Raw genomic sequence first — 15,392 nt, 5'->3', positions numbered from 1 at the left:
TAGAGGGAGAACAAGATGTCCGATCCGATCGAGTTGCTGGTGCAGGGCCGGGCCCACGATCTCGGCGGCGGCTTCGCCGTGCGGCGCGTACTGCCCAGCGTGAAGCGCCGGATGGTCGGGCCGTTCATCTTCCTCGACCATTTCGGACCGATGGACGTGCCGGTCGGTGGCGGCATGGAAGTGCGGCCGCATCCCCATATCGGCCTCGCCACAGTCACGTATCTGTTCGATGGCGGGATCTTTCATCGCGACAGCCTGGGCTATGCGCAGGCGATTCGGCCGGGCGACGTCAACTGGATGACGGCCGGCAGCGGCATCGTGCACAGCGAGCGCACCGAACCCGAGATGCGCGCCACCGGCTTTCGCATGCACGGCGTCCAGACCTGGGTGGCGCTGCCCAAGACGCACGAGGAAACCGCTCCCGCCTTCGAGCATGTCGAGGCGGCGCGGCTGCCGGCCTGGCAGGAGGGCGGTACGGCGCAGCGGCTGATCGTCGGCACCTATGCCGGCCGCATTGCGCCCACCACGCATTTCTCGCCGATCTTCTATGTCGGCGTCGAAGCGGCGGCCGGCGCCAAGCTCACGGTCACGCCGGACCATCAGGAGCGTGCGGTCTACATTGCCGACGGCGCGCTGACGGTCGGCGATCGCCAGCTTCTGGTCGGCGATCTTGCGGTGCTGGCGCCGGGGCAGACCGTCGAGGCGATTGCCGGGCCACAGGGTGCGAAGGCCATGCTGCTGGGCGGTGCCACCATGGACGGGCCGCGTCATATCTGGTGGAACTTCGTTTCCTCGGACAAGGAGCGGATCGAGAAGGCCAAGGCGGACTGGCGCGACCAGCGCATGGGCAAGGTTCCGGGCGACGACGAATTCATCCCGCTGCCCGATCGCTGAGGCGCATCGGCGGGGCGAGGACGGCCCGGCAGGTGCAGGCGTTTGCCTCGGGGACGTGCCGGGAGCGCTGCGACCTGAGGGAAAGCTAAGGAAAGCAGGACGCTCGAAGCCGGCGCGGGCGGGCTCGGCCATAGGCGCATGGCTTGACAGTCACTCTTGACCGTCAGATGATTTTTGACAGTCAGGAGTGACTGTTAGACAACAAGGGCCATAGCGCATGGCGGCAAAAAGGAAATCCGGTCTTTCAACCCGTGCTTCTCGGCACGAGGCGACGCATCGGCGGATCCTCGATGCGGCGGTTGCTTCGCTCGTGGAAGAGGGTACTGCGGCAACCACGACGGTCGCCGTCCAGAAGCGCGCCGGGGTGAGCCGTGGTGCGCTGCTTCACCACTTTCCGACCCATGCAGAGTTGCTGGCGGCGACGGTCGACGAACTGGTGCGTCGCAACGAGAGCGCCGCGCGCGACGCGCAGGCGTCTCATACCGATATCGTCGATCCGATCGACCGCGCGACCCGCGCCCTGGCCGATGCCTTCGCCCAGCCGGCCTATCTGGCCGAACTGGAGCTGTGGGCCGTGGCCCGAACCGATCAGCAGTTGCACGCAAGCCTTCGCGTCGCCGAAAGCCGTGCGCGCCGCGATCTCGAACGCGTCGTCGGCGACCTCTTCGGGCCGTTGCGCGAGCACCCCGCCTATACAACCGTCGCCGCTCTGACGATCGAGTTCGTGCGCGGCCTCGCTCTGGCCGGTGTGCTGCGCCGCAATCGCGCGCATCGCAACCACCTGCTTGAAGAATGGATCAGGGTCGTTCGTCTTCTGCTGGATCAAAAGCCGACAGCCCGGATTTCGTCGACCGCGTCCAAACCCAGAAAGGCCATCAATGACTGACTTTCAGACGCTTCGTTACGAATCGCGGGACCGCAAGGCTTACATTACGCTTTCGCGACCCGACCGGCTCAACGCCATCGACGATCGCATGCCTCGCGAGATTCGCGCGGCGGTCGAGCGCGCCGACGCAGATCCCGACGTGCACGTCATCATCCTCGCCGGGGATGGTCCCGCTTTCTGTGCGGGCTATGACCTGAAGAAGTTCGCCGAGGAAGGCAACAGCGAGTGGAACCAGGTCGGTCCCTCGTGGGATGCGATTCGCGACTATCGCGGGATGAGCCGCAATACCGAGGACTTCTTCTCATTGTTCCGCTCGCTCACGCCGTCGATCTGCAAGATTCACGGCTACGCTGTCGCCGGCGGCAGCGACATCGCGCTGAGTTGCGATCTGGTGGTCATGGCCGAGGATGCCAAGATCGGTTACATGCCGGCGCGCATCTGGGGATGCCCGACAACGGCGATGTGGGTCTATCGCCTGGGTGTCGAGCGCGCCAAGCGCATGCTGTTGACCGGCGATAAGATCGACGGCCGTACGGCGGCCGAATGGGGGCTCGTGCTCGAAGCCGTGCCGGCCGATCAGCTCGACGCGCGGGTCGAAGCGCTCGCCGACCGAATCGCTTCGGTGCCCACCAATCATCTGGCGATGCAGAAGCTGATGGTTAATCAGGCCCTCGACAATATGGGGCTGCGCTCGACGCAAACGCTGGCGACGCTGTTCGACGGCATCACGCGCCACTCGGCCGAGGGGCGCTGGTTCAAGGAGTTCGCGGAACAGCGCGGTTTTCACGCGGCCGTCGAATGGCGCGACTCCGGTCGACCGATGCCGAACGGCGGCGGCCCTATCCCGGAGGCGTGACCGGGGTGCTTGCCGGAACCTCCTTCGGCAACGCGGATCCTAACCCCGTTCGGGTGGACTCCAGGTCGTCTCCTCGTCGAGCGGGTAGACCGGCCGCGGTAGCTTGGTCCAGGTGAAGTTCGCCAGGACCGGGGACGTCAAGCCCGGGCAGTCCACTTCGTAGATCTGTTCGGGCTTGAAAAACTCGTCGAATCCGCCGCGGAAATGGCCGCGGCTCTTCACGACCACAACCCTCGCCTGGGAGATGTCGAGGTCGAAGATCTCGAACTGGCGCGGGTCCATGCACTGGCAGCGGATGCTGATGACCACCACCAGGATGCCGCCGAGGTCGAGCAGCGCCGATGGGCCCATGTCGGACGAGACATTTCTCAGCACGCCGCGACGGCCGACGAACTTGCCGTCCGACAGCTTGATGACCTTCGCTTCGCAGTCGAAGGGCAGCGAGAATTCCTGGTGTTCCTGGGTGTTGAACGAGGCCGTGAAGATCGCGCCTTCGCCCAGCTCGTGCGCCTTGGCGGCGAGGGCGGCGTCGTTGAAGACGCCGAAGAAGACACCCTGCGCCTTGCCGCCCTTGAGCGCGCGCAGCAGATAGGTCGTGTTGCCGCGACCGCCGCCGCCGGGATTGTCGGCGACGTCTGCGAGAATGATCGGCTTGCGACGTCGGTCGCGGCCGACCGAGACGGCGAGCTGGACGGCATCGCCCAGCGACATCATTGCGCGCTTGAAGCGCTCTTTCATGCCCCAGGCGCGCTTGGCGATATCGAGCGACAGGTCGGCGGCGGCCTGGCGATTGCCGTTGCGCGCCGTCACCACGGCGGTGAGGCCGTTCTTCGGGCTGTCGCTGTAGGCAAAGCCGGCCATCACCGACACGTTCAGGATATCGCCGCCGACCTTGGTTTGGCCGTACTTGATCAGATCGGCGTAGGGGCCGCGCGCCGTCAGCAGGGCGATCTGCGGCGGCACCAGCGGAATCTTGACCATCTCGACAGCCGTGCGCGTTCCCGCCAGCAGCTCGCGCATGTGCTTGGCCGCTTCGACGCCGCGCTCGTAGATGTCGATGTGCGGGTTCTCCAGATAGCCCACGAAGACGTCGAGATTGTCGGTCATCCGGCGCGAGACGTTGGCGTGCAGGTCGAACACCGCGGCGATCGGCACATCGGGGCCGGCCACGCGGCGCAGCAGTTCGAACAGGTCGCCGTCGGGATCATCCGTGCCTTCGGCCAGCGCCGCGCCATGGCAGGCAACGAAGATGCCGTCGACCGGCAGCACCGATTTCAGGCTGGCCTCGATCTCGGTAAGATAGGCTTTGAAGAAGTTCTCCTCGACCGGGCCGCCGGGCTGGGCGAGGGCGACGCGCAGCGGGACGGGTGTCCAGTCGCCGGTGCGGTCCATCTCCGTAAAGAAGCCCGGCAGGTCGGGCAGGGTGATCGACTTGCCCGAGCGGGCTTCGCTCACGATGCGGTTGCCGCGGATGTCGGCGTCATGCTCGAAATCTTCCGCCGTCGTGACCGGCGCGAACCGATTGCACTCGATGGCGAAGCCGAGAACGGCGATCCGCGGATTGTCCCTGGACACAGTCTCCTCCCTCAGGCCGCGAAAGCGGGTTCGTAGGCAAAGAGTCCGGCCTGGCCGCCCGTGTGAATGAACACGATGTTTTCGTCTTTGCCGAACGTGCCCTTGCGGATCAGGTCGATCAGGCCCGACATCGCCTTGCCGGAATAAACAGGGTCCAGCAGCAGGGACTCGGTTTCGGCCAGGAGCTGGACCGCTTCCTTCATGGCCGGCGTCGGCACGCCATAGGCCTCGCCGAAATAGCCGTCATTGGCTTCGATATTGTCGTGCGGCGCCGCGCCCTTGAGGCCGAGATGCACCCAGGTCTCGTCGACCAGGGCGGCAACACCCTTCTCCTGGACGCTGCGGGACCGGCCGACGGTGATGCCGAGCACACGCACGCCGCTTCGCACGCCGTCGAAGCCGGCGACCAGGCCGGCCTGCGTACCGTTGCTGCCCGTGGCATGGACAACCCGGTCGACGCGGATGCCGAGATCGGCTGCCTGCTGCAGGATTTCTACGGCGCAGCCGACATAGCCCAGCGCGCCGATCGGGTTCGAGCCGCCGACCGGGATGATGTAGGGCTTGCCGCCGGCGCGGCGTACGTCGTCCGCCGCGCGTTCGCCGGCTTCCGCCATCTGTGTATCGCGCGGCACGTACTTCAGCGTCGCTCCGAGCAGCCGGTCGAGCAGGATATTGCCGTTGTGGCGATAGGCGTCGGTCGGCTGCGAGACACGCTCTTCGAGGACGAGAACGCATTTCAGGCCTAGCTTGGCGGCCGCCGCTGCGGTTTGCCGGGCATGGTTCGATTGAAGCGCGCCCAGGGTGATCAGCGTATCGGCGCCTTGGCTCACGGCATCGGCGACCAGGTATTCGAGCTTGCGGGTCTTGTTGCCGCCGGTCGCTAGTCCGGTGCAGTCGTCGCGCTTGATCCAGAGGCGCGGGCCGCCGAGCCGGTCGGTGAGGCGTGTCATGGGTTCGAGCGGCGTCGGCAGGTGCCCAAGACGGACGCGTGGAAAACGACCAAGCTGCAACAACTCATTCCCCTTTTTGTCAGCGCTGTCGCGCGAGGAACGCGTCGACCCGTGCGTTGAACGTAGCGGCCTGCTCGAAGTATGGCGAGTGGCCGGAGTCCGAGATTATCTCGGCTTCGCCGCAGGGCAGGTTTGCCGCGATGGCGCTTGCGAGGAAAGCTGGGAAGACCGTGTCTTCGCCGCCGGCGATCAGCAAGGTCGGCACGCGGAACGCCTTCAGGTCGGCGAGCGTGCGCGTTGCCGTGCGGCGCAGGCCCTCGCGCAGTTTCGCCTTGTCGAGCGCACCGGCCATCTCGTCGATGCTGCGGTAGAGAAGGTGAAGCGCCGGCCAACGTTCGGCAGCCGATACGCCGACAGCCGGATGAATGCCTTTGGCCATGCCGTCGGCAATCTTGGCGTCGGCGTCCTTCAGCCACGCATCGTAATCGCGCCCGCCCGACGGATCGCTGCCGCGACGGTCGAGCGTGCCGGACGTCGAACTCAACACCAGCGCCTTAACCGTATCGGGATGGGCGAGCGCGTATTCGAGCATCGTCCAGCCGCCCATCGACTGTCCCACCAGTCGGACATCGGGAAGCTCCAGATGCTCGATGAGAGCAGCAAGGTCACCGGCATAGTCCGCCGGGTCGGGGCCGTCTGGGATCGCATCGGAGGGCGCAAAGCCGCGGTGCGCGAACGTCACACAGGTGTAGTGCGGCGCGAAGTGCGCGACCTGCTGCCACCAGCTCAGGTGATTGCCGCCGAGCCCATGGGCGAACAGCAATGCAGGACCGCTGCCGGTGACTTCATAGTAAAGAGTGCCGAAGGGGCGCTTCAGTCGGCCGGTCGCGCGCGGAGGCGCAGCATAGGAAGACATACCAAATCCTCTCAGAAGAGGACCAGCCTAGTGCCCACGACACCGAGCGGCCAGCGGCCGGCGGCGAACAGACGGAACTTGCTTTCGAAGAGCGATGCCGTTTCGCCGGCCATCCGCGCGACGGCGAGTTGATAGACCGCCTGCGAAGCCGCTCCGGCTGCGACGTGAACGGAGGCCTTGGCGGCGTCCCCCATGCGAGCCGCGGCGGTGGCTGCCTTGCCGTGCACGAATTCGCCGACGTCGGTGGTGAGTTCGGTGAGCGCCGTCCAGAGTTCCCGCTCTCTATGGAGTGTTTCCGCCTGTCCCAGCAGCGTGCGTCGCAGGGTCTCTTCACGATCCCACCAGGCGGATGACCAGTCCGGTGACTTCAGGAGCCGTTCCGCTTCGGGCCAATCATGTGCCCGGTCTATCGAAAGGTCGCCGAGGTTCAGCGCGGCGACGTAGGCCTCGGCGTCGGCGAGGTCGCCTGCGATCAAGGGTTCGCCGAGGGCGGCGAACCACGACGCGGCACGCGCTTCCGCTCTCAGCCTGTCGAGCGGGGCGAGCGGCAGGTCGGCGGCGGGCGTCACGCGGCCTGCCGGACCTCCGGCAGCGTGAGGCCGTACTTGGCGGCGACCTCGGTCGCGCGCGTCATGAAGTCGGCGCGCATTTCGTCGTTGGTGCGCTGCTTGATGTTCCACTTGCGGAAGATCTCGTTGTTCCTCGACTTGGAGCCGCCGAAGAAGGACGGCAGGTAGGGGAAGTACTCGTCGACGGCGGCCTGCAGCCTGGCCTTGCCTTCGGGAGTCTTGACCAGCTCGGCAGTGAAATCCTCGCCGAACTGCGCGTGGAAACGCTCCTCCGGCATGGTGGCGCGCGCCAGGTTGCGCAGCGGATGGAAGGTGCAGTGCAGGAGGTCCTCGACCTGCAGGATTTCGGCGAGGTCGGCCAGCAGCTTGATGGCGACGAACTCCTCCCAGGTCTTGAGCGGGAACTCGAAGATCGAGAGCGGGCGCTTGCCGGCACCGGGGATCATGCGTTCCTCGGGTATGCCCATCTGCACGCCGAGCTGCTTGAACCGGACGTGATGGCCGTACTCTTCCATGGCGACACGGCAGGTCAGCCACTTGGCGTAGGGCGTCGGCGCATAGGCAATCGCCGGCTCGTCGAACACCTGCGCGCCATAGAGTTCGTTGATGGCGTGGCTGATCACCAGCTTGCCCACGGCCTCGCGATATTCTTCGGGGGCGTCCTTCAGCTCTTCGACGGTCTTGACGATGATCGGCTGGGTCATGGTCGCGCTCCTCAGACGAGAGGTTCGGTATTGAAGGCTTCGAGATCGGTGGTGAGGTCGGTGAACTGACCGCCGAGCTTGGTGGACAGATCCTCGGCGAGGCTCGACGCGGCGCCGGCTTCGAGTTTGGCAACGGGCCGCGGCTGGCCGAACAGGAAGACCTCGCGGCCGCGCACGCCCAGCAACTGGCCGGTGATGCCCTTGCCGGCCGGCGAGCACAGCGCCGTTACGAGGTTGGCGACGTGATGGGCGCCGATCTTCAGCGCGCGTTCCTTGTAGGTCTTCTGCGCCTCGTTGGCGGGCTGGATGATGTCGGTCACGCGCGTGCGCGCAAACGGCGCTACGGCATTGGCGGTGATCTGCGCGCGGGCGAGGTCCATCGCCGTCACGCGCGTCAGGCCGAACAGGCCGGCCTTGGCGCTGGCATAGGCCGCCTGGCCGAGATTGCCGTAAAGACCGGCCGAGGAGACGATGTTGACGATGCGGCCCCAGTCGTAGCCGTCTTTTCCGCCGCGACCGGCCTTGCCCTGGTCGCGCATCACGCCCGACGCGGCGTTGATCAGGTAGAAGGCAGCCGACAGGTTGGTGCGGATCACCGCATCCCAGTCGCCGGGATCGGCGCGGAAGACGAAGGCGTCGCGCAGGATGGCGGCGTTGTTCACGACGATGTCGATGCCGCCGAAGTTCTTGACCGCGAGATCGACGAGCTGCTTGGCGACGCCGGGGGAGGCCACGCTTTCCGTGAAGGCAATCGCCTTCTTGCCGATTGCCTTGGCCGTTTCACGAGCCACCTCGGGATCGCCGCCGTCGCCGGCAATCGACGCGCCATTGTCGGCCACGATCACGCTCGCGCCTTCCGCGGCTAGGACTTCGGCGATGGCCCGGCCGATGCCGCGGCCGGCGCCGGTGACGATTGCTGCGCGTCCCTCGAGAAGGCCCGTCATAGTTCAGCTCCCGTCTTCTTGTTGGCGCTCGCCATTTCCGCGGCGGTGTAGAAAGCATCGGCGTGGATATCGATGCGGCGCATGCCGCGGTCCTCGAACAATCGCGTTGCCGCCTCGACCATGACCGGCGGACCGGCGAGATAGGCCTTGCAGCCGTCGAGCTCGTCGAAATCGGCGGCGACCGCCTCGTGCACCAGGCCGCTGCGCAGCGACGAGGGGCCGGCTTCGCTCAGCACCGGCACGAAGTGCAGATTCTTGTGCTTCTCGGCCAGGGCCGCGAAATGGTCGTGCAGGTAGAGGTCGCGTTCGGTGCGGACGCCGAAATAGAAGTAGATGTGCTGCGGCAGTTCCTTCTGCAGCGCCCGCTCGATCACCGACTTGATCGGTGCCATGCCCGAGCCGCCGGCGACGGCGATGATCGGGCCGCGATGGGCCTCGCGCAGGTAGGAGGGGCCGAACGGTCCTTCGACCCGCACGCTGTCGCCGATCGCGAGCTTCTCCGCGACATGCATGCTGGTGGCGCCGCCGGCCGTGCGACGGATGTGGAATTCGAGGATCGGATCGCCCGGCACGTTGGCCATCGAATAGTCGCGCGGCGGGCAGCCCTCGAAGGTGACCGAGGCGAACTGGCCGGCCGAGAAGTCGAACGGCCCGCCCGAAACGATTTCGAGGCGAATGCGCTTGATGTCGTGCGTGGCATCGTCGAGGCTGACCACCTTGCAGGCCAGCAGGCGGCGCGGATGGACGATCAGATCGTCTTCCTCGAGCCAGGCGACTTCGCTGTCTTCCCAGGGCACGGCGCGGCAGGCGAGGATCAGCCCGCGTTCCTTCTCCTCGTCGGACAGGGCGAATTCCGAATAGCCCTCCATCGTCACCTCGCCCTTCACGAGGTGCGACTTGCAGGCGCCGCAATTGCCGGACTGGCAGCCGAACGGATAGGAGATGCCGGCATCGAGCGCCGCTTCCAGGATGGTGGCGCCGGTCGGGACGTCGATCGTTCGGTCGGCCTGGGCGATTCGTACTTTGAAGCTCATCGGATCAGCGCGAAATTTGTTTGATCTACCAACAATCGCCGTCTACCACTCCGTGCATGGGCCGTCCACTCGCCATGCCTGCAGAAGACCTCGGAACGAGGGCTGACGGCAAGCCCGCTGCTCGGGACCTCGATCGCGGCTTGTTGCCGTCCCTGATGGGCTATGCGCTGCGCCGCACCCAGTCCGCCGTCTTTGCCGATTTCGCGGCGACCTTCGCAGCCGCCGGCGAGGCACTGACGCCGGGGGAGTTCGGATTGCTGGTGCTGGTCGATCGCAATGCCGGCCTCAGCCAGATGGCGCTGGCCCGTGCGCTCGGCATCGACCGCTCGACCCTGGTGCCCATCCTCGATCGCCTGCAGGGGCGGGGCCTTCTGGTGCGTCGTCGTTCGCCGACCGACGGTCGCACGCATGCGCTGGCGCTCACACCTTTCGGTGTCAAAGCCCTGGCGCGTTTCGCAAAGCTGGTGCGTCTGCACGAGGCGCGCGTCGCATCGGCTCTTTCGACCGCCGAAACGCGCCTGCTCATCGAGTTGCTGGAGAAGGTGAGAGCGTCGTTATAGTCGCCGCCCCGTGAGTACCTCAGCCACCGTTCCCTCCGTCGACTACGATTCGCCCGCCGTTCGGCGCGGCCGTGTCTGGTTGTTCGCCATTGCCGCCGCCTGTTTCATCCTCTGCCAGTTCACCCGGTCGGTGACCGGCGTGCTGGGGCCGACGTTGCGTACCGAGATCGGTCTCAGCGCCGAACAGCTCGGCACGGTGACGGGCGCGTTCTTCTGGGGCATTGCGCTGATGCAGATTCCGTCGGGCGTGCTGTTCGACCGCTACGGGCCGCGTCTCACGGTGGCGCTCACCCTGTTTCTGGGTGTCGCCGGCGGAATGCTCTTTGCCTTCGGCAAGAGCTTCGAGGAACTGGCGGCCGGCATGTTCGTGCTGGGCCTCGGTACGTCGGCCGTGTTCATGGGGGCGATCGTGCTGATCGCGCGGTGGTGGCCGCCGACGCGTTTTGCGACGCTCTCCGCCACGATGATGTCGCTGGGCTATATCGGCAATCTCAGCGCCACGGAGCCCTTCGTGTGGATCATGGGCTGGATCGGCTGGCGCTGGGGTTTCTCCGTCGCCATTTTCGGCATTCTGGTATCGGCGGTGCTGATGCTGTTCGTCGTGCGCGACGCGCCACCGGGATCCGACTGGACGAAGCGCGAACCCGAGTCTCTCCTGTCGGTGATTCGCGGTCTTGGGGAAATCTTCCGCCATCCCGCGATGCCCGGCCTGATCGGCGCCGCGCTGATCGGCTACTCGACCAATTTTGCGATCCGGGGCCTCTGGCTCGGCCTCTACATGGTCGACATTCATGGGCTCGGGACGTCCGTCACCGGCCGTCTGCTGTTCGCCATGGCCGCGCTCGGCACTGTCGGCATCTTCCTGGCGGGCTGGCTTTCCTCGCGCCTGGGAACGCCGCGACCCGTGGTGCTGGTCTTTGCCGGGATCAGCTTCTCCTGCATGACGACCCTCGCGCTATGGTCGAACATCCCGACCACGGCGTTGATCGCCGTGCTGTTGGTATTTGGGCTCTTCTCCAATTTCTTCCCGGCGATCATCGAGCATGGCCGCTCGCTGTTCGACGACCGCCTGCGCGGCCGTTCGCTTACCTCCATCAATGTCTGGGTGTTCGTCGGCGTCGGCATCACCCAGCCGGTCAGCGGCTTCATCATGGAGTCGTTCATGCCGGCAGGCGCGACGACCGGCGCCTTGCCGGAAGAAGCCTACCGCGCCCTGTTTACCTATCTCGCCGTGTTGGTCCTGGCCGGCGCTTCCGCTTACGCCCTCTTTGCAAGGTATCGACGTTCATGACTGCTACACCTGCGTCCGCCCATCCGGATTTCCAGCATTTCTCCAAGGACCTTGTGCACGATTCGGAGATCCTTGCCGCCCTGCGCGCCAATCCGCCGGAAGTGCTCAAGACCTTGAACGGCGAACTGCTCGATATCGATTCGGCGCGCGGCTATGCGCGTTTTCGTTTCGAGATCGTGCCGGCCTTCTGTCATTCGCAGGGCCGCATCTGCCAGGGCGGATTCCTGACCGGCATGGTCGATACGGCAATGGCCAACGCAGCGATCGTGAAGGGCAAGCTCGGCATTGCGGTCCCGACACTCGAACTCAAGATCAGCTTCTTCGAAGCGATGGGGCCGGGGATCGTCTACGCCGAGGGCCGCGTCATGCGCTGGGGCGGCTCGGTGGGCTTCCTCGACGGCGATCTGAAGGACGAGAAGGGCCGGCTCATCGTCCATTCGACCTCGACCATCAAGATCGTACGGCCCAAGGCGAAGGCCTAGGAGTCCGAAGGCGTCTCCCCCTTGAGGCGCGCTACTTCCTCCTCCAGCTCTTTGATCCGCTGGGTGAGCTGGTTGACCGCCGGGGCGATCTCCGCCTCGCTGTAGCGCGGCGTGATGTGTTGGCGGCAGTTGATGTCCCAGGCTTCGATGGTGAAGGCGATGGCCCGTTCGGGCCGCGCCCTGTATCGCGGATCGACCAGCCGCTCCATCAGTTCGAGATCGCCCTCGACGATGCGGGCACGGCCCCACAGCTTCACCCGCTGCTGGGTCGCGAAGTGCAGGATGAAGATATGCGCGCGGTCGTTCTCGCGCAGGTGGCCCAGCGAGATGTACTGGCGATTGCCGGCAAAGTCGGCGAAGGCCAGCGTGTGGCTGCCGATCGGCTTCAGGAAGCCCGGTGGCCCGCCGCGGTGCTGTATATAAGGTCGGCCATCGGCGCTCGCTGTCGCAAAGAAGAAGGTGTCGATGACACCGAGGAACTGACGGAGATCGTCGGTGATCTCCGTGTTCCAGGTCCGCCCCTCGAACTGGGCCCGCGATCCCAGACGCGTCTGCTCCGCCTTGACCGCAGGCGAGAACAGGACGTCGTCGGGATCTTCCATGGCTACTCCTGGGCTACTCCAGTTTCTTGCCGAGTTGTCCCGCGACTTCCTGAACGAACTGGAAGGCGACGCGTCCGGAGCGGGAGCCGCGCGTCACCGACCATTCGACCGCCTGCTTGCGCAGAGTCTCGGCCGGGACGCCGAGCTTGTAGAATTCGGCATAGCCTTCGATCATCGCGAAGAACGTATCCTGGTCGGCATTGTGGAAGCCGAGCCAGAGCCCGAAGCGATCCGACAGGGACACCTTCTCTTCGACGGCCTCCGACGGATTGATCGCCGTCGAGCGCTCGTTCTCGATCATGTCGCGCGGCATCAGGTGACGGCGGTTGGAGGTCGCGTAGAAGACGACATTGTCCGGCCGGCCTTCGATACCGCCTTCGAGCACCGCCTTCAGCGACTTGTAGGCCGCATCCTGGCCATCGAAAGAGAGGTCGTCGCAGAACACGACGAAACGGCGCTTCGAGCTGCGGATCATCGAGAGCAGCGCGGGCAGGGAGGGGATGTCCTCGCGGTGGATCTCGACCAGCGCCAAGGGACCCGGCGGGCCGCCCATCTCGCGGTTCACATGGGCGTGGACGGCCTTCACGATCGAGCTCTTGCCGGCGCCGCGCGAGCCCCAGAGCAGGGCATTGTTGGCCGGCAGCGCCTTGGCGAAGCGGCGGGTGTTCTCCAGCAGGATTTCCTTCTGGCGGTCGATGCCGACCAGCAGGTCGATGCTGACGCGGTTGACCTTGGGCACGGCTTCGAGGCGGTGGCCGGCCGCGTGCCAGACATAGGCTTCGGCTTCGTTGATGTCTGCGCTGGGGGGCGCCGGAGGCGCCAGGCGATCGAGTGCTTCCGCAATGCGTGAAATGAGGGCTTTAAGGTCTTGATCCATCGTTGCCGGCCGCTTGAAAGGGGGCGACCATATCCCCCCGCGCTTGCGTTGCAAAGCGGGGCGAGACCGCTATAGTCCGCGCGCTTTTTTCGACGGCCGGAAAGACTTGAGGGGGCGGAAGCGATGTTCATTTCCCAGGCATGGGCACAAGGTGCGGGCGGCGGCGGCGGAGACTTCCTCGTCCAGCTTTTCCCGCTCATCCTCATCTTCGTTGTCTTCTACTTCCTGCTGATTCGGCCGCAGCAGGCGAAGGTGCGCGCACAGCGCGAGATGCTGGCGGGCGTCAAGCGCGGTGACCGCGTCGTTACCGGCGGCGGCATCATCGGCCTGGTCACCAAGGTGATCTCCGACAACGAGGTCCAGGTGGAACTTGCCGAGGGCGTGCGGGTTCGCATCATCAAGCAGACCATCACGGATATCGTGGCCCGCGGCGAATCGGTGCGCGGTCCGAAGGAGAGCGAGGAGGACGACAAGCCCCTCCTGCCGCCGGCGCCGCCGGCCCCCGAACGCAAGAGCCTGCTGGGCAGCTTGTTCGGCGGCAAGAAATAGCCGCAAAAGACGGGCAGTAGGTCGACATGCTCAATCTTCCGCGTTGGCAGACCATCGGCATCATCACCGTCACGCTACTGGCGGTGTTGTTTGCGTTGCCCAACCTGCTGCCGTCGAGCGTGCTCGACCATCTGCCGGGCTGGTACGCCCAGAGCCGCATGAATCTGGGTCTCGACCTGCGCGGCGGCGCCCATTTCCTGCTGGAAGCCGACCTGCGCAGCCTGATGACCGAGCGGCTGACCAACCTTTCCGACTCGGTGCGTTCGGAGCTGCGCAAGCAGCAGGTCGCCTACAAGGACGTCAACGTCGAAGGCGGCCGCAACGTCGTGATCACCCTGCGCGACGAAGCCCAGCGCTCGAAGGCGCTGGAAGCGATCCGCGCGGTCGATCCGACGATTGCCATTTCGGGCAGCGGCGACCTGATCCGGCTCGCCTATTCGGACCAGGAAGTCGCCAAGAAGAAGAAGGAAGTCATCGATCAGTCGATCGAGATCCTGCGTCGCCGCGTCGACGAGACCGGCACCATCGAACCGACCATTGTCCGCCAGGGCGACGAGCGCATCCTGCTGCAGGTCCCCGGCATCAAGGACACGACCGACCTCAAGCGCAAGATCAACCAGACGGCCAAGCTTACCTTCCATCTGGTGAACGAGGATGTGGCCGCGACCGGCCAGAACATCCCGACGAACCTACCGGCCACGACGTCCCTGGTGCCTACGCGCGAGGGCATGCAGGAGCTGCGGCGCACCAATCCCAAGGCCTGGGAAGACATCCAGAACGCCAATCCGCGCATGACGCCGGACCAGATCTGCCGGCGCTTCCAGCCGCAGTGCCTGCCCGTGCTCAAGCGCGTCGTTGTCGGCGGCGAGGATCTGGACGATGCCAAGTCGACCTTCGAGCAGCAGCAGGGTGGCCGGCCGATCATCAGCTTCACCTTCAACAGCGCCGGCGGCCGCGCCTTCTGCAATGCGACCCGCGCCAATATCGGCAAGCGGCTGGCGATCCAGCTCGATGGCGAGATCATCAGCGCCCCGGTCGTGCAGAGCGCGATCTGCGGCGGCAGCGGCATCATCACCGGCAGCTTCACCACACAGCAGACCCAGGAACAGGCTCTGCTGCTGCGCTCCGGCGCCCTGCCGGCCACCCTGAGCATCATCCAGGAGAGCACGGTGGGCGCCGACCTCGGCGCCGACGCGATCCGCTCCGGCACGACGGCGGCGCTGGTCGGCACGGCCATGGTCGCGCTCTTCATGTTCATCGCCTACGGACCGCTGTTCGGCGGCTTCGCCAACCTCGCCATGCTGGTCAACCTGCTGCTGGTGATTGCCGGCATGTCGATCCTGGGCGCCTCGCTGACGCTGCCCGGCATCGCGGGCCTGGTGCTGACCGTTGGTATGTCGGTCGATTCCAACGTGCTGATCTACGAGCGCGTCCGAGAGGAAAAAGCGCTGGGTCGATCGGCCTTCAGTTCCATCGCCACCGGCTACGAGCGCGCCATGTCGGCCATTATCGACGCCAACCTGACCGCGCTGATTGCCGGCGTGCTGCTGTTCGGCTTCGGCTCGGGCCCGATCCGCGGCTTCGCGACGGCATTGACGCTCGGTCTTCTGACCCATCTCTTCACCGCAACCGTCTTCACGCGCATGCTGCTGTCCACCTGGGTGCGCTGGCGGCGGCCGACCGAAATCGTGATCTGAGGCCCT

At 65.7% G+C, this 15,392-nt stretch carries 17 protein-coding genes; 8 read left to right on the top strand and 9 right to left on the bottom strand.

All coding sequences use genetic code 11. The annotated features are described in order from the left end of the window. Window positions 1–15: 15 nt before the first annotated feature. The 3 genes from BN60_RS15535 to BN60_RS15525 all read left to right on the top strand — a co-directional run bounded on the left by BN60_RS15535 (window position 16) and on the right by BN60_RS15525 (window position 2,636). Entirely contained in the window at window positions 16–894 is an 879-nt protein-coding gene (locus BN60_RS15535; protein WP_020697014.1) for a pirin family protein, read from the top strand. Window positions 895–1,111: 217 nt separating this feature from the next. After that, on the top strand, window positions 1,112–1,780 hold the full coding sequence (locus BN60_RS15530) for a TetR/AcrR family transcriptional regulator (protein WP_020697013.1): 669 nt from the start codon (window positions 1,112–1,114) through the stop codon (window positions 1,778–1,780). Further along, window positions 1,773–2,636, top strand: coding sequence for a crotonase/enoyl-CoA hydratase family protein (locus BN60_RS15525; RefSeq protein WP_020697012.1), 864 nt, complete (start codon window positions 1,773–1,775; stop codon window positions 2,634–2,636). Before BN60_RS15530 ends, BN60_RS15525 begins: the two co-directional genes overlap by 8 nt. Before the next feature lie 39 nt (window positions 2,637–2,675). Here the strand turns inward: BN60_RS15525 and BN60_RS15520 are convergent, their stop codons facing one another. Genes BN60_RS15520 through BN60_RS15490 form a run of 7 tightly spaced genes read right to left on the bottom strand, consistent with a single transcriptional unit; the run spans window position 2,676 to window position 9,328 of the window. Next, window positions 2,676–4,211, bottom strand: a complete 1,536-nt coding sequence (locus BN60_RS15520) for a M81 family metallopeptidase (protein ID WP_020697011.1) — start codon at window positions 4,209–4,211, stop codon at window positions 2,676–2,678. 11 nt (window positions 4,212–4,222) lie between these two features. Beyond that, window positions 4,223–5,221: a D-cysteate sulfo-lyase gene (cuyA, locus tag BN60_RS15515; RefSeq protein ID WP_043283974.1), complete on the bottom strand. Its 999-nt coding sequence runs from the start codon at window positions 5,219–5,221 to the stop codon at window positions 4,223–4,225. 19 nt (window positions 5,222–5,240) lie between these two features. Then, window positions 5,241–6,077 carry an alpha/beta fold hydrolase gene (locus tag BN60_RS15510; protein WP_020697009.1) on the bottom strand — a complete coding sequence of 279 codons (837 nt, stop codon included), beginning with the start codon at window positions 6,075–6,077 and terminating at the stop codon, window positions 5,241–5,243. Window positions 6,078–6,088: 11 nt separating this feature from the next. Further along, window positions 6,089–6,646 (bottom strand): hypothetical protein, encoded by a 558-nt coding sequence (locus BN60_RS15505; protein ID WP_020697008.1) that lies wholly within the window; start codon window positions 6,644–6,646, stop codon window positions 6,089–6,091. Next, complete coding sequence (locus BN60_RS15500) at window positions 6,643–7,350, bottom strand: Phenylacetic acid catabolic protein (protein WP_020697007.1); 708 nt, start codon at window positions 7,348–7,350, stop codon at window positions 6,643–6,645. The genes BN60_RS15505 and BN60_RS15500 overlap by 4 nt, the downstream gene beginning before the upstream one ends. A gap of 11 nt (window positions 7,351–7,361) precedes the next feature. After that, the gene (locus BN60_RS15495) at window positions 7,362–8,294 is read right to left on the bottom strand and encodes an SDR family NAD(P)-dependent oxidoreductase (RefSeq protein WP_020697006.1); all 933 of its coding nucleotides are present in this window, start codon (window positions 8,292–8,294) and stop codon (window positions 7,362–7,364) included. Continuing rightward, on the bottom strand, window positions 8,291–9,328 hold the full coding sequence (locus BN60_RS15490) for a 2Fe-2S iron-sulfur cluster-binding protein (RefSeq protein WP_020697005.1): 1,038 nt from the start codon (window positions 9,326–9,328) through the stop codon (window positions 8,291–8,293). Before BN60_RS15490 ends, BN60_RS15495 begins: the two co-directional genes overlap by 4 nt. 74 nt (window positions 9,329–9,402) lie before the next feature. Between BN60_RS15490 and BN60_RS15485 the strand changes: the two genes are divergently transcribed. Genes BN60_RS15485 through BN60_RS30415 form a run of 3 tightly spaced genes read left to right on the top strand, consistent with a single transcriptional unit; the run spans window position 9,403 to window position 11,661 of the window. Then, entirely contained in the window at window positions 9,403–9,888 is a 486-nt protein-coding gene (locus tag BN60_RS15485; protein WP_043285767.1) for a MarR family winged helix-turn-helix transcriptional regulator, read from the top strand. 10 nt (window positions 9,889–9,898) lie between these two features. Then, complete coding sequence (locus BN60_RS15480; RefSeq protein ID WP_020697003.1) at window positions 9,899–11,179, top strand: MFS transporter; 1,281 nt, start codon at window positions 9,899–9,901, stop codon at window positions 11,177–11,179. Then, window positions 11,176–11,661: a PaaI family thioesterase gene (locus BN60_RS30415; protein ID WP_020697002.1), complete on the top strand. Its 486-nt coding sequence runs from the start codon at window positions 11,176–11,178 to the stop codon at window positions 11,659–11,661. The genes BN60_RS15480 and BN60_RS30415 overlap by 4 nt, the downstream gene beginning before the upstream one ends. On the opposite strand, the gene BN60_RS15470 is transcribed toward BN60_RS30415, so the two are convergent. Together BN60_RS15470 and BN60_RS15465 are read right to left on the bottom strand one after the other, a co-directional pair. After that, window positions 11,658–12,263 (bottom strand): pyridoxamine 5'-phosphate oxidase family protein, encoded by a 606-nt coding sequence (locus BN60_RS15470; RefSeq protein WP_020697001.1) that lies wholly within the window; start codon window positions 12,261–12,263, stop codon window positions 11,658–11,660. The genes BN60_RS30415 and BN60_RS15470 overlap by 4 nt on opposite strands. 13 nt (window positions 12,264–12,276) lie before the next feature. Then, entirely contained in the window at window positions 12,277–13,140 is an 864-nt protein-coding gene (locus BN60_RS15465) for an ATP-binding protein (RefSeq protein WP_020697000.1), read from the bottom strand. Between the two features lie 123 nt (window positions 13,141–13,263). Here BN60_RS15465 and yajC point away from each other — a divergent pair, with 123 nt between their 5' ends. Together yajC and secD are read left to right on the top strand one after the other, a co-directional pair. Further along, window positions 13,264–13,689, top strand: coding sequence for a preprotein translocase subunit YajC (yajC, locus tag BN60_RS15460; RefSeq protein WP_020696999.1), 426 nt, complete (start codon window positions 13,264–13,266; stop codon window positions 13,687–13,689). 26 nt (window positions 13,690–13,715) lie between these two features. Next, window positions 13,716–15,386 (top strand): protein translocase subunit SecD, encoded by a 1,671-nt coding sequence (gene secD / locus BN60_RS15455; protein WP_020696998.1) that lies wholly within the window; start codon window positions 13,716–13,718, stop codon window positions 15,384–15,386. The last annotated feature ends 6 nt before the right edge of the window (window positions 15,387–15,392 follow it).

Source organism: Reyranella massiliensis 521 (assembly GCF_000312425.1).
GTDB lineage: Bacteria > Pseudomonadota > Alphaproteobacteria > Reyranellales > Reyranellaceae > Reyranella > Reyranella massiliensis.
This window is presented reverse-complemented; position numbering and strand designations above follow the sequence as displayed.